This is a genomic window from Leucobacter insecticola (genome assembly GCF_011382965.1).
Taxonomy (GTDB): domain Bacteria; phylum Actinomycetota; class Actinomycetes; order Actinomycetales; family Microbacteriaceae; genus Leucobacter; species Leucobacter insecticola.
Map to the genome: position 1 here is coordinate 1,493,669 of NZ_CP049934.1, position 23,579 is coordinate 1,517,247.

Annotated in this window: 28 protein-coding genes; 26 read left to right on the plus strand and 2 right to left on the minus strand. The window is 56.7% G+C overall.

Annotated elements, in window-relative coordinates; all coding sequences use genetic code 11:
• Positions 1-26: 26 nt before the first annotated feature.
• From G7067_RS06850 to G7067_RS06870, 5 genes are all read left to right on the plus strand, one after another.
• On the plus strand, positions 27-560 hold the full coding sequence (locus G7067_RS06850; RefSeq protein ID WP_166322997.1) for an LXG domain-containing protein: 534 nt from the start codon (positions 27-29) through the stop codon (positions 558-560).
• A complete protein-coding gene (locus tag G7067_RS06855) occupies positions 506-1,201 on the plus strand; it encodes a hypothetical protein (RefSeq protein ID WP_166322999.1) in 696 nt (231 codons plus the stop codon). The genes G7067_RS06850 and G7067_RS06855 overlap by 55 nt, the downstream gene beginning before the upstream one ends.
• A gap of 27 nt (positions 1,202-1,228) precedes the next feature.
• A protein-coding gene (locus G7067_RS06860) for an IS3 family transposase (protein WP_166323001.1) occupies positions 1,229-2,430 on the plus strand; the annotation gives its coding sequence in 2 pieces (ribosomal slippage) (positions 1,229-1,478 and positions 1,478-2,430; 1,203 coding nt in all).
• A gap of 141 nt (positions 2,431-2,571) precedes the next feature.
• On the plus strand, positions 2,572-3,285 hold the full coding sequence (locus G7067_RS06865; RefSeq protein ID WP_166323003.1) for a hypothetical protein: 714 nt from the start codon (positions 2,572-2,574) through the stop codon (positions 3,283-3,285).
• A gap of 11 nt (positions 3,286-3,296) precedes the next feature.
• Positions 3,297-3,758, plus strand: a complete 462-nt coding sequence (locus G7067_RS06870; protein WP_166323005.1) for a hypothetical protein — start codon at positions 3,297-3,299, stop codon at positions 3,756-3,758.
• Between the two features lie 398 nt (positions 3,759-4,156).
• Here the strand turns inward: G7067_RS06870 and G7067_RS06875 are convergent.
• Positions 4,157-5,331, minus strand: a protein-coding gene (locus G7067_RS06875) for an IS3 family transposase (RefSeq protein WP_166323007.1) whose coding sequence is annotated in 2 segments (ribosomal slippage) — positions 4,157-5,052 and positions 5,052-5,331 — 1,176 coding nt in all. Because the reading frame shifts where the segments join, the coding sequence is not laid out codon by codon here.
• 126 nt (positions 5,332-5,457) lie between these two features.
• Here G7067_RS06875 and G7067_RS06880 point away from each other — a divergent pair.
• Positions 5,458-5,694 (plus strand): hypothetical protein, encoded by a 237-nt coding sequence (locus G7067_RS06880; RefSeq protein WP_166323009.1) that lies wholly within the window; start codon positions 5,458-5,460, stop codon positions 5,692-5,694.
• Here G7067_RS06880 and G7067_RS06885 read toward each other — a convergent pair.
• Positions 5,661-6,862 (minus strand): IS3 family transposase gene (locus tag G7067_RS06885; RefSeq protein WP_166323001.1). Its coding sequence is split into 2 segments (ribosomal slippage): positions 5,661-6,613 and positions 6,613-6,862, totalling 1,203 coding nucleotides; the frame shifts between segments, so codons are not numbered across the junction. The two genes, G7067_RS06880 and G7067_RS06885, sit on opposite strands and share 34 nt — an antisense overlap.
• A 226-nt stretch (positions 6,863-7,088) precedes the next feature.
• Here G7067_RS06885 and G7067_RS13795 point away from each other — a divergent pair.
• The 20 genes from G7067_RS13795 to G7067_RS06985 all read left to right on the plus strand — a co-directional run bounded on the left by G7067_RS13795 (position 7,089) and on the right by G7067_RS06985 (position 23,564).
• On the plus strand, positions 7,089-7,886 hold the full coding sequence (locus G7067_RS13795) for a DUF4258 domain-containing protein (RefSeq protein WP_205881085.1): 798 nt from the start codon (positions 7,089-7,091) through the stop codon (positions 7,884-7,886).
• Entirely contained in the window at positions 7,883-8,242 is a 360-nt protein-coding gene (locus G7067_RS06895; RefSeq protein WP_166323011.1) for a hypothetical protein, read from the plus strand. Before G7067_RS13795 ends, G7067_RS06895 begins: the two co-directional genes overlap by 4 nt.
• 165 nt (positions 8,243-8,407) lie before the next feature.
• Positions 8,408-10,261, plus strand: a complete 1,854-nt coding sequence (locus G7067_RS06900) for an FtsK/SpoIIIE domain-containing protein (protein ID WP_205881086.1) — start codon at positions 8,408-8,410, stop codon at positions 10,259-10,261.
• Positions 10,261-10,740 carry a DUF4176 domain-containing protein gene (locus G7067_RS06905; RefSeq protein WP_166323013.1) on the plus strand — a complete coding sequence of 160 codons (480 nt, stop codon included), beginning with the start codon at positions 10,261-10,263 and terminating at the stop codon, positions 10,738-10,740. Before G7067_RS06900 ends, G7067_RS06905 begins: the two co-directional genes overlap by 1 nt.
• Complete coding sequence (locus tag G7067_RS06910) at positions 10,733-11,137, plus strand: DUF4176 domain-containing protein (RefSeq protein ID WP_205881087.1); 405 nt, start codon at positions 10,733-10,735, stop codon at positions 11,135-11,137. Before G7067_RS06905 ends, G7067_RS06910 begins: the two co-directional genes overlap by 8 nt.
• On the plus strand, positions 11,130-11,447 hold the full coding sequence (locus G7067_RS06915; protein ID WP_166323015.1) for a hypothetical protein: 318 nt from the start codon (positions 11,130-11,132) through the stop codon (positions 11,445-11,447). Before G7067_RS06910 ends, G7067_RS06915 begins: the two co-directional genes overlap by 8 nt.
• Before the next feature lie 40 nt (positions 11,448-11,487).
• Entirely contained in the window at positions 11,488-11,769 is a 282-nt protein-coding gene (locus G7067_RS06920) for a hypothetical protein (protein ID WP_166323017.1), read from the plus strand.
• Positions 11,766-13,727: a GH-E family nuclease gene (locus tag G7067_RS06925; RefSeq protein ID WP_166323019.1), complete on the plus strand. Its 1,962-nt coding sequence runs from the start codon at positions 11,766-11,768 to the stop codon at positions 13,725-13,727. The genes G7067_RS06920 and G7067_RS06925 overlap by 4 nt, the downstream gene beginning before the upstream one ends.
• A 58-nt stretch (positions 13,728-13,785) precedes the next feature.
• Positions 13,786-14,298 (plus strand): hypothetical protein, encoded by a 513-nt coding sequence (locus G7067_RS06930; RefSeq protein ID WP_166323021.1) that lies wholly within the window; start codon positions 13,786-13,788, stop codon positions 14,296-14,298.
• A gap of 14 nt (positions 14,299-14,312) precedes the next feature.
• Entirely contained in the window at positions 14,313-14,666 is a 354-nt protein-coding gene (locus G7067_RS06935) for an immunity protein Imm33 domain-containing protein (RefSeq protein ID WP_244300988.1), read from the plus strand.
• 178 nt (positions 14,667-14,844) lie between these two features.
• On the plus strand, positions 14,845-15,126 hold the full coding sequence (locus tag G7067_RS06940; protein ID WP_166323017.1) for a hypothetical protein: 282 nt from the start codon (positions 14,845-14,847) through the stop codon (positions 15,124-15,126).
• 125 nt (positions 15,127-15,251) lie between these two features.
• Positions 15,252-16,453 (plus strand): IS3 family transposase gene (locus G7067_RS06945; RefSeq protein ID WP_166323023.1). Its coding sequence is split into 2 segments (ribosomal slippage): positions 15,252-15,501 and positions 15,501-16,453, totalling 1,203 coding nucleotides; the frame shifts between segments, so codons are not numbered across the junction.
• 33 nt (positions 16,454-16,486) lie between these two features.
• Positions 16,487-17,710, plus strand: coding sequence for an LXG domain-containing protein (locus tag G7067_RS06950; protein ID WP_166323025.1), 1,224 nt, complete (start codon positions 16,487-16,489; stop codon positions 17,708-17,710).
• 77 nt (positions 17,711-17,787) lie between these two features.
• A complete protein-coding gene (locus G7067_RS06955; RefSeq protein WP_166323027.1) occupies positions 17,788-18,180 on the plus strand; it encodes a hypothetical protein in 393 nt (130 codons plus the stop codon).
• Positions 18,181-18,315: 135 nt separating this feature from the next.
• Entirely contained in the window at positions 18,316-20,337 is a 2,022-nt protein-coding gene (locus G7067_RS06960) for an FtsK/SpoIIIE domain-containing protein (RefSeq protein WP_205881089.1), read from the plus strand.
• The gene (locus tag G7067_RS06965; RefSeq protein ID WP_166323031.1) at positions 20,337-20,774 is read left to right on the plus strand and encodes a DUF4176 domain-containing protein; all 438 of its coding nucleotides are present in this window, start codon (positions 20,337-20,339) and stop codon (positions 20,772-20,774) included. Before G7067_RS06960 ends, G7067_RS06965 begins: the two co-directional genes overlap by 1 nt.
• Before the next feature lie 3 nt (positions 20,775-20,777).
• Positions 20,778-21,062, plus strand: coding sequence for a hypothetical protein (locus G7067_RS06970; RefSeq protein ID WP_166323033.1), 285 nt, complete (start codon positions 20,778-20,780; stop codon positions 21,060-21,062).
• On the plus strand, positions 21,049-21,399 hold the full coding sequence (locus G7067_RS06975; protein WP_166323035.1) for a hypothetical protein: 351 nt from the start codon (positions 21,049-21,051) through the stop codon (positions 21,397-21,399). The genes G7067_RS06970 and G7067_RS06975 overlap by 14 nt, the downstream gene beginning before the upstream one ends.
• Positions 21,399-22,667, plus strand: a complete 1,269-nt coding sequence (locus G7067_RS06980) for a hypothetical protein (RefSeq protein ID WP_166323037.1) — start codon at positions 21,399-21,401, stop codon at positions 22,665-22,667. The genes G7067_RS06975 and G7067_RS06980 overlap by 1 nt, the downstream gene beginning before the upstream one ends.
• A 27-nt stretch (positions 22,668-22,694) precedes the next feature.
• Positions 22,695-23,564 (plus strand): hypothetical protein, encoded by an 870-nt coding sequence (locus tag G7067_RS06985; RefSeq protein WP_166323039.1) that lies wholly within the window; start codon positions 22,695-22,697, stop codon positions 23,562-23,564.
• Positions 23,565-23,579: the final 15 nt, after the last annotated feature.

Below are 23,579 nucleotides of genomic sequence, written 5' to 3' on the forward strand. Positions count from 1 at the left end.
GTCTCAACAAACTGTACGGCCGCACAGTGAGTGTGGTCGAGTTTTCTGCGGATTCGTGGCAGGCGTCTTCTCCGGGGTTGTTGAAAGGGCTGGGGCGTCGGGTTGAGGCGCTTTCTGAGTTGGCGTCGGGGCTTGAGAGTTTGGCGGGTTCTGATCAGATCTCGGGTCAGGGTGCTGATGCGATGCGTGACTATATTCTTCGGGTGCATGTGCCGATTGCGCAGTCGTTGTTTTTGACGGTGGTGACGTTCCAGACTGCGGTGGGGAAGTATTGGGACGGGTATCGTGGGGTGGATACTGATGGCGGGTTCCGGTTGGTGCGTGACGAGCTTTCGGCGCATGAGGCTCAGCTCAACGAGGGTATTGCGGACTTAGACAGGTTGAGTCAGGATCTGAAAGATATTGATGCTGATGCTGCGCATTTGGTGTCGTTGGGTGGTGCTGGTTCTCGGGCGGTCACTCAAACGGCGGGTGTGTTGCGGGGATGTTGGGGATTTCGACGTCGTTGCAGTCGACGTGGGAGTCGTACGAGGCGACTGATCCTGGGTTTGACCAGGTGAAGGAAGCGATAAGTGAGCTGAAGCGTATCGTGCGGGAGGTGGGGAACCTCAAGGTTGGGCGTGGGAGGTCGTTCTCGCCGGAGAGTTGGGCGGTCTCGTTTGGGGATTTGGGCGGTCTGGTCGATGGGATGGCGACGTATTGTGACGAGAACGCGCAGATTGCGTCTGATGGGTGGCAGCTCGCGCTTGATGGGTATGGGGATGATGTAGAGACTGCGCGTCGGGAGCAGGCTGGCTGGGATCTAGTTGGGGATGCGTTACAGATTGTTGGTGGTGCGGTCCTCACGGTGGTGGGTCTGGGGTTGACGCCGTTTACGGGTGGGTTCTCGTTGGGGTTGACGGCGTTGGGTGGGACGCTTCTGGTGGGCGGGATCAATGGTGCGATTAATCATGCGTCGATTTGGCAGACGGGTCGGGAGCTGAACCTGATTGGTGATGCGGCTTCGGGGGTGGCGAAGTGGTATGACGAGGGGATTGGTCAGGCTGCTCGGGATTCGGGGAGTCCGGTGCTGCAGTTTTTGGGTGGTGCTGGTGCTGCGGTGGTGGATATGGCTGGTGGGGCGTTGCAGTTCAACCTTGTGGAGACCGATCGGGCGTTGGGGGCGTTGGCGACGGATGAGTGCGGCCGTACAGTTTGTTGAGACAGTTGTTAGGAGGAACTGTTTCATATGGATCGGAAGAAGTACACGCCTCAGTTCAAGGCTGACGCGGTTGAGTTGGTGATCACCTCGAAGCGCCCGATCGCGCAGTGCGCTGTAGATCTCGGCATTAACGAGGGAACCTTGGGCAACTGGGTGCGCGCGTGGCGTGAAGAACACCCCGAAGACGAGACCGAGGGGCGTGGTCCGGTGGAGTGGGCGAAGTACCAGGCGTTGCAGGCCGAGAACGCGGAGCTGAAGCGTGAGATTGAGTTCCTGGGAAAAGTCAGCGCCTTCTTCGCCGCGAAGCAACGGTAACTGAAGTGTTCTCGTTCATCGCTGCGGAGAAGGCGAACTACCCTGTGGCGTGGATGTGTGCCAAGCTTCGGGTGTCTCGCGCATCGTTCTACCGGTGGGTGAAACCGTCACTGCCGTCGCCGCGTCGGCAACGCCACGAGATGCTGACCGGGCATGTCACACGCGTCTACGATGCTGCGAGGGGGAAGGCCGGCCGTGACCAGATCTGGCGGATTCTGCGGGGCGAGGGCATAGCGGTCGCTGCCGGCACGGTGGGAGCGATCATGCGCGAGCTGGGTTTGAAAGCGGTTCGTGTACGGGCGTGGAAGAAGACCACGGTTGCTGACCCTGCCGCGCGCACCGCGCACATTCGAAACCACATGCTTGACGCGTTCGGGAATCGCCAGTTCACTGCCGATGTCCCAGGTCAGCGGCTGTGTGGGGACCTCACGTATCTGCGCACTGATGAGGGCTGGTTGTATCTGGCGACCGTGATCGACTTGTTCAATGGGGAAATCATCGGGTGGCGGGCCGACACGCATATGCGCACCAGTCTGGTGATCGACGCGCTCGTCATGGCTCGCGATCACGGCCGAGTCGACACGTCTGGGGAAGTGGTATTCCATTCGGATCGTGGTGCCCAATACACCTCGGGCGAGTTTCAGGGCTGGTGCGCGAACAACGGCATCACTCAGTCGATGGGAGAGGTTGGGGTGTGCTGGGACAACGCCGTTGCGGAGTCGTTCTTCTCACATTTGAAGACCGAGATGTTTTACCAGCGGTCCTGGCGGACGTGTCTTCACGCGCGAACAGCGATCATGGACTACATCGAGTCCTGGTACAACCGTCGCCGCCCGCACGCTCGCGCTGGCGGCATACCGCCGGTTGCCGCACGCATTGCTTACGAGACTCGCGACCAGTCCCTGGCCGCGTAAACCTGGAAAGACACAAGAAACTGTCTCAAGAACTTGACGAGCGCAGAGCGGGCTCGGGCGCAGTTGTGGGGTCAGGTGACGGGTGCGTGGGATCGGGTCGTTTCGGGTGATGCGTATGCGATCGGGTACGCGACTGCGACGGTGGCGAGTGTGGTGGTGCCGGGTGGTGTGGCGATTGCTGGCCGGTTGAACCAGGGGTCGAGTGCGATCAAGCCGTTGTCGGGTGTGACGAAGTCGTTGGCGGGTGCTGGGTCGAGTGTGTTGGCTGGTGTGAAGGGGCTGGCTAACGGGGTGAAGGATGCGTTCAAGGGTGCTGGTGCTGGGGCGGTGACGGTTGCGGAGAAGGTGAAGTCCGCACTGGTCTGGGCCAAAGACCGACTAGGTGCAGGTGGAGTGCAAAGCGTTGCGGACAAAATCCGGCGGGGTGAGTTGAGTCTTGAAGAAATCAATGCTCTGCCAACAGCTGTTCGTGAGCAGCTCAGGGGAATCGACCGGGGCGACGGGAGGGATATTTTCGGGAAGTACACAACCTCCGACAAGATCAGCGCAAACAAAGAAGCTCTAGGGCTCCAAGAAGTTGGCCTCGATCTGGGAGTGGATGTGCTTCCGGATCAGATAGTTGTTAGATTGGAAGCGGGAGGCCAGGGGCGCCGATACGACGGGTTGATACATGTTAAGGGAAATCAATACATAGGTGTTGAGATAAAGAGTGGTGGTGCTCACCGCGAGTATATGCGCCCGGGTAACGTACAGCGTCAATTCGATGGCCTAGTCTCTCAAAGCAATCCTGCTAAGGGGATCTTGAATGGTCAGCCCGTTGAAATTGTTCAAGTTATTGATCATAGAGTTCCGTAGAAGAAGGAAAAATGATTACTATTACGCATGTTTTATCCAAGAACGGTACTTCTCACACTGAGATTCCTAATGATACGCGGATTGAGTTTGTTATCCGAAGAGCCCCAGCTTTGATGGACGGAAGAGAAAGATTCGCGATTTCTCTGTCTCGTTTGCCGGTGGGAAAGCGGCTGAGAGATGATTTGCCTGCTTCTTGGGCGGACCTATTTCTGCAGGCGGCTGGGAGCGCTGATGCGATGATGGTCGAGATACGTAAAGAAAACCCTGGCGGATCAGCTGGCCTGTATAGGCTTGCTCGACCTCTGCCTGAAAAGGGGCACTCAAGTGGCACGGTCGATATTGTATGGAATGGTCGCGTCGATGGCGTGCCTGCCGAGGAGGCGTTTGACGCGGCTGAAGCCGGTGAAGTTTTTTGGTACTACTATCAACATGATGCGGTGCCGGAGAAGTATGAGCTACGTTTTCTTGAATGATCTGTGGCGCTCCTGAGTCTTCCGTGAGTTAATTTCTTCCTGGGGTACCGGTTTCTAGTGCGTTGGCGGAGAGTGATGCGGGCGAGTTTGGCAAGTTTGGTGTGAATATTGTGGTGCAGGATCAAGAAGACGCGGATCGTGTGGCCTGACTCGTGCCACTTTGTTGGGGTAGCTCGTGTTTCTGGGTGTAGATCGTTGATTTGATGCGGTTTCTGGTTCGTGGTGACCGCACTAATTCGGGGTCTCGTAGACTTCTGTGTATGGGGTTACGCGCTCGAACGGTAAAGACCGCGTCGGGTGCGACCGCGGTACAAGTCGTCGAATACGTTGATGGTGCCCGCCGGATCGTGGAGCATGTAGGGTCGGGTCTGCTGAGGGTTTGGTTGAGTCAGGGGTTGTTATGCCGCCAACGCGACAGCATCCATCATAACCACTTCGAACTCGACCGGCGTCAGCTTCCCAAGCCGGCGCTGTCTGCGTTTACGGTGGTACTTCGCTTCAATCCAGTGCACAATCGCGAGCCGCAACTCTTGCCGAGTACGCCAGGCTTTACGATCGAGCACGTTCTTCTGCAGCAGACTGAAGAAGGATTCCATCGCAGCGTTATCCCCACACGCCCCCACCCTGCCCATCGACCCTCTCAACCTGTACCGTTTCAGGGCCTTCTGGAACTTCCTTGACCTGAATTGACTTCCGCGATCCGAATGCACAATCACGCCTTCAGGGTAGCCGCGCTGCTGGACCGCGTTCGTAAGCGCCTGAACCGCGAGCCTGGCCTTCATGCGCGGCCCCATTGACTGGCCGACGATCTTGTTCGACCAGAGGTCCTTGATCGCGCACAGGTACAGCTTCCCCTCACCTGTCCAGTGCTCCGTGATGTCGGTCAGCCACACTTGGTTCGGGCCAGTAGCGGTGAACTCACGCTTCACGAGGTCATCACCCACGGGCGGGCCAGCCTGCTGGTAGCGGCGCTTACGCTGCGTAATGACTGAACTGATGCCTGCAACATGACACAATCGCCACACCCTGCGTTCGCTCACCTGGTAGCCGAGGTCATGGAGTTCGTCAGCGAGGAACCGGTACCCGAGTTCGGGGTCGTCCTCGTGGAGTTCACGCAGCACGCTAATGAGGTGTTCTTCCTCAATCTCGCGCGCAGATTTCGGGCATTTCAGCCACTGGTAGTAGGCCTGTTCACTGAAACCCAACACCCGGCACGCCACCGCGACCGGCACCCTGACAGGGGCACCTGGCGCAGCCATCTCTTGGACGAGCGGGGAGATCATTTTGGGGGTGTGATGTGTATCTGTGACAGGTATGCTGCCGCGCGACGGAGCACTTCGGTTTCCATCTCAAGCTCACGAATCCGTTTCACGGCCTTCGCCATCTCGGCCCGCTCGACAGGATCAGCTGACGGGGTCATTCCGTGGGACTGGAACCTCGCGTCGCGCACCCATGACTGCAACGCGGACTTCGAGACGCCAAGATCTTTACACACCGTCTTCTGCGAGATGCCCGACTCGACCAGCGCGACAGCGTCTCGCTTGAACTCATCACTAAACACATTCTTTGGCATGGTTGTTATCCTTCCAGCACAGCCTCAAAGCTATGCAATCTTAGACTCAACCAAACCCTCAGCAGACCCCTTCTTCGGTTTGTCGAGCATGGCGCGCCTGGGCGACGCTGTTTGCTGATTTCCGGGTTGTCTGACCTGATTGAGAGGTTGACGTTGCTTCCTGAACAGGTTGCTGAGCTACTTGCGCTTGGAAACGACCGGGTGCAGGTAGTGGTATTTGATCATGTTGCGAAGGTGAATAGCGCTTACGGTCTTGTTGCTTCTCTCCGTGAGTATGTTGACACTGCGCTCGTCAAGTTCTTGAGACAGTTTCTTGTGTCTTTCCAGGTTTACGCGGCCAGGGACTGGTCGCGAGTCTCGTAAGCAATGCGTGCGGCAACCGGCGGTATGCCGCCAGCGCGAGCGTGCGGGCGGCGACGGTTGTACCAGGACTCGATGTAGTCCATGATCGCTGTTCGCGCGTGAAGACACGTCCGCCAGGACCGCTGGTAAAACATCTCGGTCTTCAAATGTGAGAAGAACGACTCCGCAACGGCGTTGTCCCAGCACACCCCAACCTCTCCCATCGACTGAGTGATGCCGTTGTTCGCGCACCAGCCCTGAAACTCGCCCGAGGTGTATTGGGCACCACGATCCGAATGGAATACCACTTCCCCAGACGTGTCGACTCGGCCGTGATCGCGAGCCATGACGAGCGCGTCGATCACCAGACTGGTGCGCATATGCGTGTCGGCCCGCCACCCGATGATTTCCCCATTGAACAAGTCGATCACGGTCGCCAGATACAACCAGCCCTCATCAGTGCGCAGATACGTGAGGTCCCCACACAGCCGCTGACCTGGGACATCGGCAGTGAACTGGCGATTCCCGAACGCGTCAAGCATGTGGTTTCGAATGTGCGCGGTGCGCGCGGCAGGGTCAGCAACCGTGGTCTTCTTCCACGCCCGTACACGAACCGCTTTCAAACCCAGCTCGCGCATGATCGCTCCCACCGTGCCGGCAGCGACCGCTATGCCCTCGCCCCGCAGAATCCGCCAGATCTGGTCACGGCCGGCCTTCCCCCTCGCAGCATCGTAGACGCGTGTGACATGCCCGGTCAGCATCTCGTGGCGTTGCCGACGCGGCGACGGCAGTGACGGTTTCACCCACCGGTAGAACGATGCGCGAGACACCCGAAGCTTGGCACACATCCACGCCACAGGGTAGTTCGCCTTCTCCGCAGCGATGAACGAGAACACTTCAGTTACCGTTGCTTCGCGGCGAAGAAGGCGCTGACTTTTCCCAGGAACTCAATCTCACGCTTCAGCTCCGCGTTCTCGGCCTGCAACGCCTGGTACTTCGCCCACTCCACCGGACCACGCCCCTCGGTCTCGTCTTCGGGGTGTTCTTCACGCCACGCGCGCACCCAGTTGCCCAAGGTTCCCTCGTTAATGCCGAGATCTACAGCGCACTGCGCGATCGGGCGCTTCGAGGTGATCACCAACTCAACCGCGTCAGCCTTGAACTGAGGCGTGTACTTCTTCCGATCCATATGAAACAGTTCCTCCTAACAACTGTCTCAACAAACTGTACGGCCGCAATGCGACTGCGGGTTGGGAGCGCATGTTCTCTGAGCATGCGAAAGACGTGGAGGAAGCTGACCGGTTGCTGCGTGATAATGCGCGGAAGCATGCGTTTTGGAATATGGGGCTTCCGTCCGGGAGTCGTTATGCAATAATCGCGTCGACGGGGAAAGAATTTGACCCGTTGGGGATTTTGTGAAGTGGTATGAGGTGAATGCTGCGGGTCTTGCGAAGGCGTCTGGGAATCCTGGGTGGCAGTTATTGGCGGGTATCGGGGATGGTGTCGTTTCTCTGCTCGTGACTCTGGTGAGTTTCGATTTGGTGGATTTGTGGGAAGGGGTGTCTTTACTGGCGACGAGCGAGGAGGCTTGGGAGCAGTTGTGGGCGTCGGTGGGAGACACTGCGGCGAAGGTGGTGTCTGGGGATTGGTATGCGATTGGGAAGCTTGTTCCTGATGTTGCGACTCTGGTGCTTACCTTTGGTGCTGGTGCGGCGGTGAAGGGGGCCACGGTCGCGAAAGAGGCATCTGCGGTAGCGAAAGCCGCGAAAGAAGCCGAAAGGGCGGCCGCTGCGGCCAAAGCGGCAGCTGCGAAGAAAGCCGCAGAAGCAGCAGCAGCGCAGAAGATTCTTGTTGATGAGCTTCTCAAGAATGGTGCTAAGGTCAGCCCCGAAAAAGTTGTTACCATCTTCAAAACCCCTGAGGGGAGAATTGTTTGGCTTGAAAAGGGAATCAATTCGACGATGGAGGGTAATCCTTCTGGTCTCGCCCATATTGTCGAGGTCCATGGCGCTGAGTTTGCGCAGAGGGGTATTAGTGAGGCGCAGATTCCTGAGGTGTTGACGACCGCGATCCAGGAGGGCAGGATAATCAGATATCAAAGGCAAGGGACGGGGAGGCCTGTCTATGAATTTGAGTACGGAGGCAAGACATTGAAGCTTGCAATAACTATCGGTGACAACGGCTACATCGTGGGGGCGAACTTTTCCAAATGAGTGATTTCAAGATTGAGTTTGAGGTTGAGCATCCGAGTGAGCCACCTGTCATAGATGTCCATTATGAATGGCAGTGCGATGCCCTGTGGATGTCTGGCAAATACGGGCTCGCTAACCTAGACGGTCACGAGATCGGTTTGAGTGCCGAGCTGGTGCAAGACCTGCTCGCGTGGGTAAACAGTGCCGACGCAATTTTCCCAGCTGATGACCCAGCAAGCTACGAGCTTCCAGACAACTTTCTGGAGGATGGATACGAATTGGCTCGGCGGGTTCGTGCCGAGCTTCCACCCGAATGGGTGGTGACGACATGGCATCCAGTTCAAGGATTCGGAGTTGAGGTTCCCTTGGAAGACTGATGTGCGTGTCGTGAAACCCCTTGGTTTGGTTTGGTGTCTCCACATGAGCGGAGCCGGCATAATCTGACCAGGGGGCGAACTTCTCCAAATGAGTGATTTCAAGATTGAGTTCGAGATTGAGAACCCGAACGAGGCGCCTTCCCTAGATTTCCATTATGAATTGCAGTGTATGAGCTGTTCCAGTCGGGGTATGCGGGTCTTCCGTATGATCCTGACGCGGTTGTGACTGAGCGGGTGGATGAGCGGATCTACAAGATCAACGAGGTTGGTCAGTACGAGCTGTTTTATGACCCTGATGAAGAGGTTGAGCAGGGCAAGGATACGAGTGATTTGCCGACGCAGCTTGAAGCGGTGATTGACTCGATCGCGTCGCTGTTTGATGGGGATGCGGGGTTGATGCTTCCTGATAAGCCGTGGCTGCCGGGTCTCGCGGAGGCTATCCCGAGCCCGGAGCCTCGCGGCGCGGGTGCCGGTGTGGATGCTGGGTATGCGGTGCCGTTGGGGATGCTGGATATTCCGTCGCGGCAGGCGCAGGAGAATTACGACTTTGATCTTGTGAAGGCCGGTCATACGGTGGTGTTTGGGAGTCCCGGGTATGGGAAGTCGACGGTGTTGCAGACGTTGGTGGTGAACCTTGCGAAGGCGTGTACGCCTGAGCAGTTGCATGTGAACCTGATCGACTTTGGGAATAATGGGCTGTTGCCGTTGCGTGATCTGCCGAATGTTGCCGATATTGTGACGCTTGAAGAGGGCGAAAAGCTTGGCAAGATGCTTGAAGCGATTGCTGTTGTGCTCGCGACTCGGAAGCAGCTGTTCAAGGCGGCCGGGGTGGCGAATCTTGAGCAGTACACGACGAAAACGAAGCAGCAGTTACCGGTTCTCGTGAATGTGGTTGATGGGTACGATAACCTCACGGCGAATGATCGCCGGAAAGACAAGATCGATGATCTGTTGCTGCAGGTGCTCCGTGAGGGTGCCGGCCTGGGCGTGTATGTGGTGATGAGTGCGAGCCGGGTGGGTGGTGTTCGTGTGAACATGCTCAGCAATATCTCGACGAAGCTGTGCTTGTTCTTGAATGACGAGGGTGAGCTGGCTCAGTTGATGGGGCGTGAACGTCTGTTGCAGGTTGATGCTCCTGGCCGGGGTCAGGTGCTCACTGATGTGCCGACCGCGATCCAGTTCTATCTCCCGGGTGCGGGCGGGAATAGTTCCGAGGTGCTTGCTGCGCTTGAGGAACAGGTCTCGGTGTTGGATGCTGCCTGGGTGGGGGTACGGCCGGAGAAGATTCCGATGGTGCCCGAGGCATTGACACCCGACGTGTTTGCCGGGTTTGGGTCTGTGCGGGAGGTGGAAGCTGGGGGTGGTGTGCCTTTGGGGTTGTCGAAGGCCACGACCACGGCGAGAGGGTTCTTGCCGCGCACGCAGCCGTTCTTCTTATTCGCTGCGAAGGACGATGAGCAAGAGGTGTTGTTCCAGCAGCGGCTGCTCACTCAGGGTGGACGGGCAGGGACCGAGTTCCTGATTGTTGATTTCGATGAGAGTTTTGAAGAGGTGCTTGAGGGGACCTCGTTGCCGTCGAACTTTAGCCGGGTCACGAGTAAGGGTGATGCGGGGCAGGTGGTTGCTGGGATCGTCGCGTATCTGGGGTTGAATAAGCAGAAAGTGCAGGGCACCCCGATGGTGCTTGTGATCGCGAATCTTGCTGATTTTGTTGTGAAGACCGGGTTGAAGCCTGATGATTTTGTGTTGGCGTTGAAGAACACGTTTAAGGTGGGGCTCGATTTCATGATCTTCAGCAGGCATGACTATGTTTCGAAGTCGTTTGATCCGGTGCCGAAGCTTTTGCGGGATCTGAAGTTTAGTGGTCTGGTGGGAGCGAGGGCGTATGACAGTGCGTTGGTGAAGAGTATGGGCACCTCGACTGAGCCGGAGCCTGGTGTTGATGAGCCGTTCTTTGTGATGCGTGGTGGGAGCATGTTTGAGAAGATCAAGCTGCCGCGGGTGAAGGGGGCAGCGTGATGAGCGAAGCACCGGTGAGTGAGATGCCAGAGCTGCTTCCTCTGGGGAGTGCCGTCCAGATCGAGGACGATGAGGGCACGTTTGTGATTATTGCGCGGGGCTTTCAAAAGGACGGTGATGGGTTCCTTGCTGGCTATAAGAGTGTGCCGTATCCGCAGGGTGCTGCGTCCGGGGTGCGAGAGATTGTGATCAGGCAGAACCAGATCAGCAAGGTGCTGCATCGCGGGTATGAGGGTGGGGAAGAGGCGGGTTTCGCGAAGGATTTGTTGAAGAACGCGAAGGCGCCGCGGAAGGTGCCGCCGGTGCCGGTGGGTGAGCCTGATTTGAGGGTGGATCTTGCTGCCCCCGCCGCTGTTGCAACACCCGCGGCGCCCTTGCAGCATCCTGAGGCGGCGGGGAGACGCCGGCCGCCGGGATCGTGGGGGACCCCAAAGACCCGTTTGGTGAATTACGACGTAAAGGAAGAAGAGTATGAGTGACGAAATGAATGAGAAGCGTCCGTTTCTGCCGCTCGGGAGCATCGTGATCCTGAACGGGTCGGTGAAGAAGCTCTTGATCGTGAGTCGTGGCTCGATCGTGGAAGACAAGTTCTTTGATTATGGTGCGTTTCTGTATCCCGAGGGCATGATCGACACGAACATTGCCTATTTCAATCATGACGACATTATGAGGGTCGTGTTCGAGGGGTACCGTGATGCTGACGATGAGCTCGTGCTTGAGATCCTCGATAACGCGTATGTGCAGTTCCAGAAGTCTCAGAGCGAACCGTCGGTGCCGGTGGCTGCTGTTCCTGCTGCCTCTGCTGCTCCGGTTGCGTCGAGTGTGAGTGATGATTTGTTTGCGAATGTGCGTGATCTGGGGGATGACGATGAATGACGAACGGTTACTGAAACAGGTGATTGAACTGGGGGTTATCGTCACCAAGTTGAGGAACGTGCGCAGTGAGGTGTGGGGTTTCAACATCAACACGTATGAGAACGCTGGCGCGAACCAGTGGAAGGGGAAGGGGCGCGACCGGTTTACGAGCAGGTTTGAGGATGCCCGCTCAACTTTTGCGCAGATTGATGGGCAGATCGGTCAGGCGATTCGTGACTGTAAGAGCAAGCAGTGGTCGTTAGCGTTTTCGATTAACCCGATCGAGCATCCGTTGCTTTCTGCGCAGGCGATCGGGATCGCAGGGAGTTGATGTTGTTGGTAGCTGGGAGTTGGTGGAGAAGGAGTAGGTGATGGCATCGGATACGCGGGGTATTCAGGAAGGGTTTCACGAGGAGGCCCGGACGGTTTCAAAGCTGACGTCTCGTGTGGCGGGCACGAAAGACGGGTGGACGCGGGGAGATAATCTCAACGTTCCTGGTGCGAAGGCGGTGTCTGAGATTTACTCTGATTTGTCGGAACTGATCGCCCTGTATGGTGCGTTGGCGGAGAGTGATGCGGGCGAGTTTGGCAAGTTTGGTGTGAATATTGTGGTGCAGGATAAAGAAGACGCGGATTGTGTGGTGCCGCAGTGAGTGTGGTCGAGTTTTCTGCGGATTCGTGGCAGGCGTCTTCTCCGGGGTTGTTGAAAGGGCTGGGGCGTCGGGTTGAGGCGCTTTCTGAGTTGGCGTCGGGGCTTGAGAGTTTGGCGGGTTCTGATCAGATCTCGGGTCAGGGTGCTGATGCGATGCGTGACTATATTCTTCGGGTGCATGTGCCGATTGCGCAGTCGTTGTTTTTGACGGTGATCACGTTCCAGACTGCGGTGGGGAAGTATTGGGACGGGTATCGTGGGGTGGATACTGATGGCGGGTTCCGGCTGGTGCGTGACGAGCTTTCGGGGCATGAGGCTCAGCTCAACGAGGGTATTGCGGACTTAGACAGGTTGAGTCAGGATCTGAAAGATATTGATGCTGATGCTGCGCATTTGGTGTCGTTGGGTGGTGCTGGTTCTCGGGCGGTCACTCAAACGGCGGGTGTGTTGCGGGGGATGTTGGGGATTTCGACGTCGTTGCAGTCGACGTGGGAGTCGTACGAGGCGACTGATCCTGGGTTTGACCAGGTGAAGGAAGCGATAAGTGAGCTGAAGCGTATCGTGCGGGAGGTGGGGAACCTTAAGGTTGGGCGTGGGAGGTCGTTCTCGCCGGAGAGTTGGGCGGTCTCGTTTGGGGATTTGGGCGGTCTGGTCGATGGGATGGCGACGTATTGTGACGAGAACGCGCAGATTGCGTCTGATGGGTGGCAGCTCGCGCTTGATGGGTATGGGGATGATCTTGAGCGGGAGCGTCGGGAGAAGGCTGGCTGGGATCTAGTTGGGGATGCGTTACAGATTGTTGGTGGTGCGGTCCTCACGGTGGTGGGTCTGGGGTTGACGCCGTTTACGGGTGGGTTCTCGTTGGGGTTGACGGCGTTGGGTGGGACGCTTCTGGTGGGCGGGATCAATGGTGCGATTAATCATGCGTCGATTTGGCAGACGGGTCGGGAGCTGAACCTGATTGGGGATGCGGCTTCGGGGGTGGCGAAGTGGTATGACGAGGGGATTGGTCAGGCTGCTCGGGATTCGGGGAGTCCGGTGCTGCAGTTTTTGGGTGGTGCTGGTGCTGCGGTGGTGGATATGGCTGGTGGGGCGTTGCAGTTCAACCTTGTGGAGACCGATCGGGCGTTGGGGGCGTTGGCGACGGATGAGCGGGCTCGGGCGCAGTTGTGGGGTCAGGTGACGGGTGCGTGGGATCGGGTCGTTTCGGGTGATGCGTATGCGATCGGGTACGCGACTGCGACGGTGGCGAGTGTGGTGGTGCCGGGTGGTGTGGCGATTGCTGGCCGGTTGAACCAGGGGTCGAGTGCGATCAAGCCGTTGTCGGGTGTGACGAAGTCGTTGGCGGGTGCTTGGTCGAGTGTGTTGGCTGGTGTGAAGGGGCTGGCTAACGGGGTGAAGGATGCGTTCAAGGGTGCTGGTGCTGGGGCGGTGACGGTTGCGGAGAAGGTGAAGTCCGCACTCAACTGGGCCAAAGGGAGCGAAGCGCCCACCGCACCCAAAATCCCAGCCGAACCCAAAACTGGTAAGTTGCCAAAGCTCGGCGAGCCGAATTCGTACGGGTATGACGCCGACGGGTTTCGTCTTCCCTATGCGAATAGTCGTCCTGATTACGCGCCAGGGCAGGTTGAAAAGGTTTGGAATAATGCCCGAGCGCAACAGCTGAAAGATTTTGCAGAGGGCCGATTGGATGCGCCGCCGAGTGCTCCAGGGCCAAACCAGCTATGGGTGAAAGACATCTCGGGCGACTGGAAGAAGATCGAGTGGCAGCCCAAGCAACCCCGTGAGGGCATTTGGGACATGGGCCACATCCCCGAAGCAAAGTATTCTGATCTCAGAAGAAAATATTTGAGCGGCGAAATCTCGAAAGAGAAATTTCTGGAGGAATATCGGAAAGTGGAGAACTACCGGGTCGAGGACTCGTTGAGGAATCAATCACACATCGACGAAAAGGGATAAGTAAATGGCTTCGCTGTACTATCTAGCTAAAGATGGAACATATGAGGAGTTCTGTGCGGTGTACGATCAGGCGGACGTGCCTGTTGACGCGGCAGACGGCTTGGACGACTTCCTCGCCGCGGCGATGAGGAATGAGGATCCTCAGGCGCGTTTGGCGATTGCGAATCGTCTGCTTGATGATGGTGCGGATCCGCGTTGGGTGAGCACGAGTGGTGATGGCGTGAATGTGTTCCATGTGTTGTGGGGGCGTGAGCGAGATCGTGACGTGGAGGGTGAGGCTGCGCTGATTGCGCGGTTGTTGGACGGTGGGGCGGACATCAATTTGCGTTCGCCGAGATTTGGACTCCCGTTGGTGATGCTTATGGTGGATGCCTCTTCCAGCAAGGAGTATTTGCTTGCCGTGTTTGCTGTTGTGACTGAGCATGCTCGGCCTGATTTGACGGCTCATCTTGATCGGCGGCGTGAGATGAGCGTGGGGCAGGGCCTTGCACGAAATATGCATGGTTTTATGCGTGACGAAGTTCTTGCGTATGCGGCGGCGTCGGGGCAAGACATTGACGTGATCTCGTGAGCAAGGAGTTGAACGTGGAGATCATTCCTCAGGCTGGTGCGTGTTTGATGACAATGAATGCCTGGGAGGGCGCTGCTCCGGTGCGCTGGATGTTGCGTGAGCCTTCGAATGCACCCGTTGATAATGGGTGGCGCATCATGAGCGCGGCGGATAGTAGCGAATATCTTGCTGACTCGGGGAACTGGCGTATCACCGACTTTAACGATGCTTGCGCGATCGAACCCGCCTTGATTGGCATCTATGATCTTCCTGTGGGGAGTGACTTGCAAATTGTTGTTGATGAGAGCGGCAAGCGTGTCGTGGAGACGTCGACCGGTCGTGTGCTGATGCCTGAGCAGCTGTATGTTCCCCCGACTCAGCGACTCTAGCCAAAGACGCGAACAAGGAAGCTCGGCAGGTGACGGATCTTGCAGTCGGGCTCCATACCTAACATGATGCCCTGACTCCGCTCAGTTTGGGCGGACAGACTCTCGCCCTGGTCTGTCCACCGACTTGGTCTGCTTGACGATGTTTGGGTTTGTGGAGTTGGTGGAGAAGGAGTAGGTGATGGCATCGGATACGCGGGGTATTCAGGAAGGGTTTCATGAGGAGGCCCGGACGGTTTCAAAGCTGACGTCTCGTGTGGCGGGCACGAAAGACGGGTGGACGCGGGGAGATAATCTCAACGTTCCTGGTGCGAAGGCGGTGTCTGAGATTTACTCTGATTTGTCGGAGTTGATCGCCCTGTATGGTGCGTTGGCGGAGAGTGATGCGGGCGAGTTTGGCAAGTTTGGTGTGAATATTGTGGTGCAGGATAAAGAAGACGCGGATTGTGTGGTGCCGCAGTGAGTGTGGTCGAGTTTTCTGCGGATTCGTGGCAGGCGTCTTCTCCGGGGTTGTTGAAAGGGCTGGGGCGTCGGGTTGAGTGCGGCCGTACAGTTTGTTGAGACAGTTGTTAGGAGGAACTGTTTCATATGGATCGGAAGAAGTACACGCCTCAGTTCAAGGCTGACGCGGTTGAGTTGGTGATCACCTCGAAGCGCCCGATCGCGCAGTGCGCTGTAGATCTCGGCATTAACGAGGGAACCTTGGGCAACTGGGTGCGCGCGTGGCGTGAAGAACACCCCGAAGACGAGACCGAGGGGCGTGGTCCGGTGGAGTGGGCGAAGTACCAGGCGTTGCAGGCCGAGAACGCGGAGCTGAAGCGTGAGATTGAGTTCCTGGGAAAAGTCAGCGCCTTCTTCGCCGCGAAGCAACGGTAACTGAAGTGTTCTCGTTCATCGCTGCGGAGAAGGCGAACTACCCTGTGGCGTGGATGTGTGCCAAGCTTCGGGTGTCTCGCGCATCGTTCTACCGGTGGGTGAAACCGTCACTGCCGTCGCCGCGTCGGCAACGCCACGAGATGCTGACCGGGCATGTCACACGCGTCTACGATGCTGCGAGGGGGAAGGCCGGCCGTGACCAGATCTGGCGGATTCTGCGGGGCGAGGGCATAACGGTCGCTGCCGGCACGGTGGGAGCGATCATGCGCGAGCTGGGTTTGAAAGCGGTTCGTGTACGGGCGTGGAAGAAGACCACGGTTGCTGACCCTGCCGCGCGCACCGCGCACATTCGAAACCACATGCTTGACGCGTTCGGGAATCGCCAGTTCACTGCCGATGTCCCAGGTCAGCGGCTGTGTGGGGACCTCACGTATCTGCGCACTGATGAGGGCTGGTTGTATCTGGCGACCGTGATCGACTTGTTCAATGGGGAAATCATCGGGTGGCGGGCCGACACGCATATGCGCACCAGTCTGGTGATCGACGCGCTCGTCATGGCTCGCGATCACGGCCGAGTCGACACGTCTGGGGAAGTGGTATTCCATTCGGATCGTGGTGCCCAATACACCTCGGGCGAGTTTCAGGGCTGGTGCGCGAACAACGGCATCACTCAGTCGATGGGAGAGGTTGGGGTGTGCTGGGACAACGCCGTTGCGGAGTCGTTCTTCTCACATTTGAAGACCGAGATGTTTTACCAGCGGTCCTGGCGGACGTGTCTTCACGCGCGAACAGCGATCATGGACTACATCGAGTCCTGGTACAACCGTCGCCGCCCGCACGCTCGCGCTGGCGGCATACCGCCGGTTGCCGCACGCATTGCTTACGAGACTCGCGACCAGTCCCTGGCCGCGTAAACCTGGAAAGACACAAGAAACTGTCTCAAGAACTTGACGAGCGCACTAGAAGCGTTGGCAGGTTCGGAGAATATCACCGGTGAGGGTGCTGACGCGATGCGTGCATATATTCGCGAGGTGCACGCCCCGATCGTGCGGGCGTTGTTGTCGGCGTTGCAGACATTCCAGACCGCGGTGGGCATGTATTGGCTTGGGTATGGGCAGGTCGATGGTGACGGAGGGTTCTGGCTCGTGCGTGATGAATTCACGACACATCAAACTCAGCTGGCGAAAGGGATTGAGACGCTGAGTGGGTTTGCTACGCAGTTGAGAGCCATCTCGACGACTGTATCTGGATTCGAAACGGTCGGAGCCACGGCTGCAGGTAAAGCCGATGCAGCAGTTGCTGAGTTTGAGGCGATGGTCGGGTGTGTGAAGGGGCAGTCGGAAACTTGGGATGCTTATGAAGCGACTGACCCGGGGTTTGCGCAGGTCGAGGAGTTGCTGGCGAAGCTGAACTCTATCGCGAAGGATGTGGGAAACCTTGCGGTGGGGAAGGGCCGCCAGTATGTGTCTGGCGGTTTTGATGCCTCGTTTGTTGGGTTGCAAGACTTGCTGACGCCAATGGACGAGTATTGCAAGACGAATCAAGAGCTCTCAACGGCGAGTTGGGAGGGTATGTTCGCTCAGTACAGAGAAGACAAAGCCGCCCGGAAACCTTGGTGGGGAAAACAGTGGGACTCGGTGTTTGGCACTAAGGACCAAATGTTCGCAATCCTGGTTCCTTTTGCGTTGGGATCAAAGAGCCGGAAGGTGGCGTTCGATGCTGAGAATTCTTTCACGCAGGAGATTCGACAATTCGGGTCCACGGAGGAGTTTCGGGAGAGAGTGCGAGCGCAGCTAAGAACTGGTGGGTCGCTAAGCGATCTTAAGCCTGGTGGTTACGATGCTGGGGACCCTGGCTTTGACAACCCGCTGTTTTTGAGAGATGCGTTGACCATTGCTGGCCCAGGTGGGCCTGCTATGCCATGGGTGCCGGGGGCGAACCGCGTGGTTGTTACCTTGGGGTCTTATGATTTAACAGCGGAGACCGTGGTTCAGACGGGCCCGAACTCCGCGGTCGTGCGGTTTACAGCAACGAATGATTCAACAGTAGGGTCAATGCTTCGATTTTGGGGTGACGAGGTTTACGAAAAGTTGAATAACATGATCGGCACCTCTGGGCCCTTCTCGAAATACACCGAAACGTTTACTTGGGAGGAAACCGTAACGTGGTGAGGCGATGGTTTGGGCTGCTGTGTGTTGCTGGTCTCTTGTTTGGGGTCGCAGGGTGTGCAAATCATGCAAATCAGCAGGTGGATCTGGTTGGTGAGTGGGTATACGAGAACCCTGCAGGTGATGGTGCTGCACGCATCAGCATTGAGCGTGATGGCACGTTTGAGATCACTGGATGGCCAAACAACCTTCAAGTTGGTGAGTCTGATAAGAGTTTTAAAGAAGAAGACCTCGATTGGAATGAGCCTTTGTCTTTATCGGGCAAGTTGCTCAGTGGAACCAAGGTGGCTAATCCTTTCGGGGGTGGGGTTTCTTTCGTTCTTTCCAAAAGTGAGCCGCAATTTGATTTATTTGGGCACCTCTGGAGAAGCTGTAAATCTGTTGTGTTTGGGTGCAAGGAAGAGATCCGCTTCTATCTGGGTCCTCAAGATGAAGGTGTCAGTACCGCTTCGTTTTTTCGTGAAACTGAATGACATGGATGTCATGGCGTTTTTGGCGAGGCTTGACAGGCTTTGCAAGGCTGTGATGGTGTGACGTGCTGCGATCCCGAATTGCTGATTTGCGGTGTCGTGGTCGCTGGTGTTGCGCGTATTGGGCGGAGTCTGGGTGTGCATCTGATTTTGGCGACGCAGAAGCCTGCTGGTGTGGTGAATGATCAGATTGAGGCGAACTCGACGTCGAAGATCGCACTCAAGATGGCGAGTGAGCAGGACTCGAACGAGTTGTTGAAGACTGCGGATGCGGCGCATATTACGAACCCTGGCCGTGGCTATTTGAAGGTCGGTCAGAACGAGGTGTATGAGCTGTTCCAGTCGGGGTATGCGGGTCTTCCGTATGATCCTGACGCGGTTGTGACTGAGCGGGTGGATGAGCGGATCTACAAGATCAACGAGGTGGGTCAGTACGAGCTGTTTTATGACCCTGACGAAGAGGTTGAGCAGGGCAAGGATACGAGTGATCTGCCGACGCAGCTTGAAGCGGTGATTGACTCGATCGCGTCGCTGTTTGATGGGGATGCTGGGTTGATGCTTCCTGATAAGCCGTGGCTGCCGGGTCTCGCGGAAGCTATCCCGAGCCCGGAGCCTCGCGGCGCGGGTGCCGGTGTGGATGCTGGGTATGCGGTGCCGTTGGGGATGCTGGATATTCCGTCGCGGCAGGCGCAGGAGAATTACGACTTTGATCTTGTGAAGGCCGGTCATACGGTGGTGTTTGGGAGTCCCGGGTATGGGAAGTCTGCGATTCTACAGACGATGGTCATGAACCTCTCGAAGGCTCGTACTCCTGAGCAGTTGCATATCTACCTGCTTGATTTTGGTAATAATGGGCTGCTGCCTTTGAAGGGGCTGCCGAACGTTGCTGACATCGTCACCCCGGAAGAAGGGGAGAAGCTCGACAAGATGCTTGGTGTGATCTCCGAGACGTTGGCTGTCCGGAAGCAGTTGTTCAAAGAAGCCGGGGTAGCGAATCTTGAGCAGTACGGGATGAAAACGAAGCAGGCGCTCCCTGTGGTGTTGAACGTGCTTGACGGGTATGACAATCTCACTCCGAACGATCCCCGGAAAGACGGGATCGATAACGTGTTGCTGCAGGTGCTTCGTGAGGGTGCGGCTGTTGGTGTGTATTTGGTGTTGAGTTCGAGTCGTGTGGGTGGCGTCCGGATGAGTATGTTGAGTAACATCTCGACGAAGATCTGTCTGTTCTTGAATGACGAGGGTGAACTCGGTCAGATCATGGGCAGAGAACGGCTGGAGCAGAGTGGCACTCCGGGCAGGGGGCAGATCCAGATTGATGTGCCGACCGCGATCCAGTTCTATCTGCCCGCGCATGGTGAGAACAGTGGCGAGATCCTGGCTGCGATGGAAGCGCAGGTGGCCGAGCTTGATGATGCTTGGGTGGGTGAGCGTCCTGCTCGGATTCCGATGGTGCCGCAGGAGCTGACTACGGAGATATTTGCGGGGTTTGTTCCTGCAGCTTTGCCTCGGGAGTTGGTGCCGTATGGTCTTGACAGGGCGAGCGCGGAGGTTGCGGTATTCCCTGTCTTTTCGGGGAGGGCGTTGGGTGTGTTTGCTGAGTCTGGGAAGCAAGCGAGGTTGCTGTTCCCGTTCTTCGCTGGGCAGGTTGCGTCGACGGTGGATGAGTCTGAGTTGGTGGTCATTGACGCGCATGATGCGTTCGTTGGCATGTTTACGTCGTCGGATTCGTTGTTTGTTGGTAAAGCTGCGTTGAAGGAACAAGGTGACGCCGTGAAAGAAGCACTTCTTCGGTTTGTCGAGCATGGCGCGCCTGGGCGACGCTGTTTGCTGATTTCCGGGTTGTCTGACCTGATTGAGAGGTTGACGTTGCTTCCTGATCAGGTGGCTGAGCTACTTGCGCTTGGAAACGACCGGGTGCAGGTAGTGGTATTTGATCATGTTGCGAAGGTGAATAGCGCTTACGGTCTTGTTGCTTCTCTCCGTGAGTATGTTGACACAGTCTTGTTCGGTGGGGACTTTGGTACGCAACGTTTTGTGGAGAATGTGCCGTTTGAATTGCGTAAAGAATCATTTGGACGTGACGTGCTGCACTCACTCCGGGATGGGGAACTGACACATGTGGTGGTGCCATCTGTAGGTGAGCGGGAGGTCGAGTAATGGCGTTGACATTTGATGGGGTGCTGCTGGGCTTGGGGTCGGTGGTGCGGGTGGAGAATGAGAAGGCATCGGGCTTATTTGTCGTGTTGGCGCGTGGAGCTTACCGCCCTGATCTTGACAGCTCGGTGGCGGGTCGCTATTTGGTGGGTCCGCACCCCTATGGCGAGGCGCCTGACCGTGAAACGTTCCCGATCCTCGCGGACGAAATTGTGGAGGTCGTGTTCGAAGGATACACGGATGAGAATGATGAGGCGTTTCTCATGGATTTGTTAGATCAGATGGAACACGGTCGCAGGCCTATGACGCGGGCGGTGCAGTTCGCGGACGCGTTAACGGAAATTCCTGAGTATGTGGAAGACGTTGACGGTGGCGAAGGTGTTGAGTTGGATCCATTTGCTGTGCTTCGTAAGAAGCTAAGCATGAGTGGGATGGAGTGAGTGATGGCTAAGGTTTCGTCAAATGTTGAGGGTGCGCGTCAAGCGGTTGCGTTGATATTGGAAGTGGATATCGACGTGTCCTGGCAGAGTGCGAGTCTTGGCTCGAGCAACGTTGTGAGCATGAAAGATGGGATGAGTGTCGCAACCGGGTTTCAGCAGAGGATTGATGAGTTTGCGAAATCGGTTGTGAAGCAGGCTGAGAGCTTGGTTGGGCTCGCGGTGGCTATTGAAACTCGTGACCAGAATGATGCTGTGTGTCTTGCAGGGTCGCTCGATGTCGGGTTCTGAGATGGTGGAGGGTGAGCGGAGTCCGCAACCGTTGCAGCGTGAGCAGCAAGATCTTGCTGACGAGTTAGCGAGTGTGCGACGCGAGCGTGAGCAGTCGGAGAACTATCTGTTGCAGATGAGCGACGGTATGCGACAACTCGAGGAGGCTGCCGCTGGTGGTGATCCGAAGGATTATTTCGTTCAGAAGCGTTTGGCTGGGTTCAGGGACCTGGAATCGGGGTTGCGCCGGATCACGATGCAACGACTCGAATTCCTAGATGAAGAGGAACGTGAAATGCGTGCGCGTCTTGAGGAAAACGAACAGCGTCTACGTACCGAACGACAGGAGAAGAGCTGATGGGTCTTGTGTATACGTCTGCCGACTCGGCCGCACTGCAGAGCACATTAACAACGAACCTTTCGAAAGCCCGTACGCTTTTTGACGCTTTGGAGCAGGGAAGTCGTGAGCTGGTGAGTGAGATCAGTGGGCAGGGGCTATATAGTGCGGCATATAGTGCGATCAGCTCTTTGCATAGTGATGTCGTGACTCCCAGCATCGTGGATGCAAAAGCAAAACTTGATGATATTCAAGACGATCTTGATTCGTACGTGTCGGCTGACGCGGGTGTGAGTGCCTACGGAAGTTTGGATGAGGATGAGTTGACTTCGCAGCTGGGTACGTTGAAGTCGTTGCGCCAGGCAACTTCAATGGAGCTCTCCTCAGCCAGGCGAAGGATGTACCTTGCCAGCGCCCAGGGCAATGCGTACAGCGTTGCGACTCTTGAGTTGTTGTGTGATGACTATGAGCGGCAGTTGGGTGATTTTGATACCCAGATCCAGGCGACAGCGCAGATGTTGCAAGCGTTGAGAGATTTCTCGTCACAAACGAGCGGCCTGTTTGTTGGCAAGCTTGAAAATCTGTTCCGCGCCATTATGGCCACAGCAGCGTTCTTGAACGACCTTGACGAGTTGGGGAGCGACGGTCGTGTGAGTCTTTTGGCGACTGGTGGCAAGGCGCGTGATGTGGCGAGCGTGTATGAGGCGTTGAGCGGTAGGAAATTGACTCGGGATAAGTCGGGTGTGCTGAAGTGGGGTGGCGACGAGGTATACAACCCTGCCAAGCCCAATCAGGTGAAGTTGGGTCAAGAGTTTTACCGGCGGATGAATCAGTACGGGCTCGACCCGAAAGTGATGAGTAGCCCGATCAAGTCGAGCTTGAATGGTCTGAAGAGCGGGTTCTTGTCCCCGGTCGATGATTTTCGGGGTTGGGGTGATGCGACCAAGCTTACGAAGGTCGCGAAGGGGGCGGGTATCTTCGGGACTGCGTTGACGATAGGAAGTAATGCGCACGAGTATTTCCATGATGGTGTGCAAGGTAATGACATCAGGGACTTTGCGATCGACACGACTATCGATCTCGGTAGCGCTGCTGGTGCAATGGCTGCTGGGGCGGCGATTGGGTCAGCGGTCCCACCGATTGGCACGATCGTTGGTGCGGCTGCTGGGCTCACCATCAATTTCCTGATCAATACGCCGATCCCGGGCCTTGGTGGCAAGTCTGTTGTTCAGGGAGCGAAGGATTGGGTGAAGAGCTGCTGGGATGAAGGGAAGATCAAGTTTTGGTAGGACTCCAGAGACCGAACGGGGCACATTGTGAGTGAGAGCGTTGGTCCGGTGATTGAGGATCCGCGGGAGGCAAACAAGCTCTATTTCTTGTCGCTGGCCGATGGCCGCTTCTCGCTACTGAGGCTACCGCTCATGGCCTTCATTTCTTCGGTAATGCTTGCGGTAAATCTTGTGTCTCTTGGGAGTCTCGTGTATTTGGGGCTTGACGAGTTTCTGCCGTTGTGGCGTGCGCACCTGGTGATGATCGTGTTCGGGCTGGCCGTGTTCTTGTTGTCGTTGATTCGGTGGTGGGTGTTTCGGTTCCAGGTGTTCTCGACCGCGTTGATGACACTCTTCGGTATCACCGGATGGTTGTACGGATGCTGCTATATGGGGTTCTCGTTGATGGCGATGTTTCCAAAAGGTGAATTCTCCTTTGATCCTGCATACGCCGGAGTCTGTGCGGTGTTATGTCTGTTGTTCTTGTGTGGTTCGTTTGCAGTGAACTTGAATTTGCTGCATCGTCGTTTGCGGTACGGGCACTCGTGGAAACGGACGCTAGGGAACTTGACGGCCAGTTCGCGTGTGTATAGCCCGAAGAGCATGTGGACGATTTTCGCGGTGGTAACGATTGGCCCGAACCTGTTAACGCAGGGTACGTACGCCGTATTTACTTTGGGTCTCGTGTATTTTTTGCTCGCCGCTTCGGTGATGCCGGCGTTGGTGATCGAGCTGGTCTATTTCACGCTGTTAAAGTCTCGCGATCGAGTGTATTGGGAGGAGCGACCCCCGAAACGCGTGCTTTCTGGGTCACAGGTGACGGCTGCGCTCTGGAAGGTGTTGAAGATCGTGCTCATTATCGCGGCGTTGGTCATTGTGGTGGAGGTTCTGAACTATGTGCTGCCGAGAATTCTGTGACCATAGGTTTTCTGC

Bases quoted from the DNA above. Each gene is read 5' to 3' on its own strand.
- G7067_RS06905 (WP_166323013.1), top strand. From the start codon at position 10,261: ATGAGCGAAGCACCGGTGAGTGAGATGCCAGAGCTGCTTCCTCTGGGG.
- G7067_RS06970 (WP_166323033.1), top strand. From the start codon at position 20,778: ATGGCTAAGGTTTCGTCAAATGTTGAGGGTGCGCGTCAAGCGGTTGCG.
- G7067_RS06940 (WP_166323017.1), top strand. From the start codon at position 14,845: ATGGCATCGGATACGCGGGGTATTCAGGAAGGGTTTCATGAGGAGGCC.
- G7067_RS06965 (WP_166323031.1), top strand. From the start codon at position 20,337: ATGGCGTTGACATTTGATGGGGTGCTGCTGGGCTTGGGGTCGGTGGTG.
- G7067_RS06870 (WP_166323005.1), top strand. From the start codon at position 3,297: ATGATTACTATTACGCATGTTTTATCCAAGAACGGTACTTCTCACACT.
- G7067_RS06895 (WP_166323011.1), top strand. From the start codon at position 7,883: ATGAGTGATTTCAAGATTGAGTTTGAGGTTGAGCATCCGAGTGAGCCA.
- G7067_RS06910 (WP_205881087.1), top strand. From the start codon at position 10,733: ATGAGTGACGAAATGAATGAGAAGCGTCCGTTTCTGCCGCTCGGGAGC.
- G7067_RS06920 (WP_166323017.1), top strand. From the start codon at position 11,488: ATGGCATCGGATACGCGGGGTATTCAGGAAGGGTTTCACGAGGAGGCC.
- G7067_RS06975 (WP_166323035.1), top strand. From the start codon at position 21,049: ATGTCGGGTTCTGAGATGGTGGAGGGTGAGCGGAGTCCGCAACCGTTG.
- G7067_RS06980 (WP_166323037.1), top strand. From the start codon at position 21,399: ATGGGTCTTGTGTATACGTCTGCCGACTCGGCCGCACTGCAGAGCACA.
- G7067_RS06915 (WP_166323015.1), top strand. From the start codon at position 11,130: ATGAATGACGAACGGTTACTGAAACAGGTGATTGAACTGGGGGTTATC.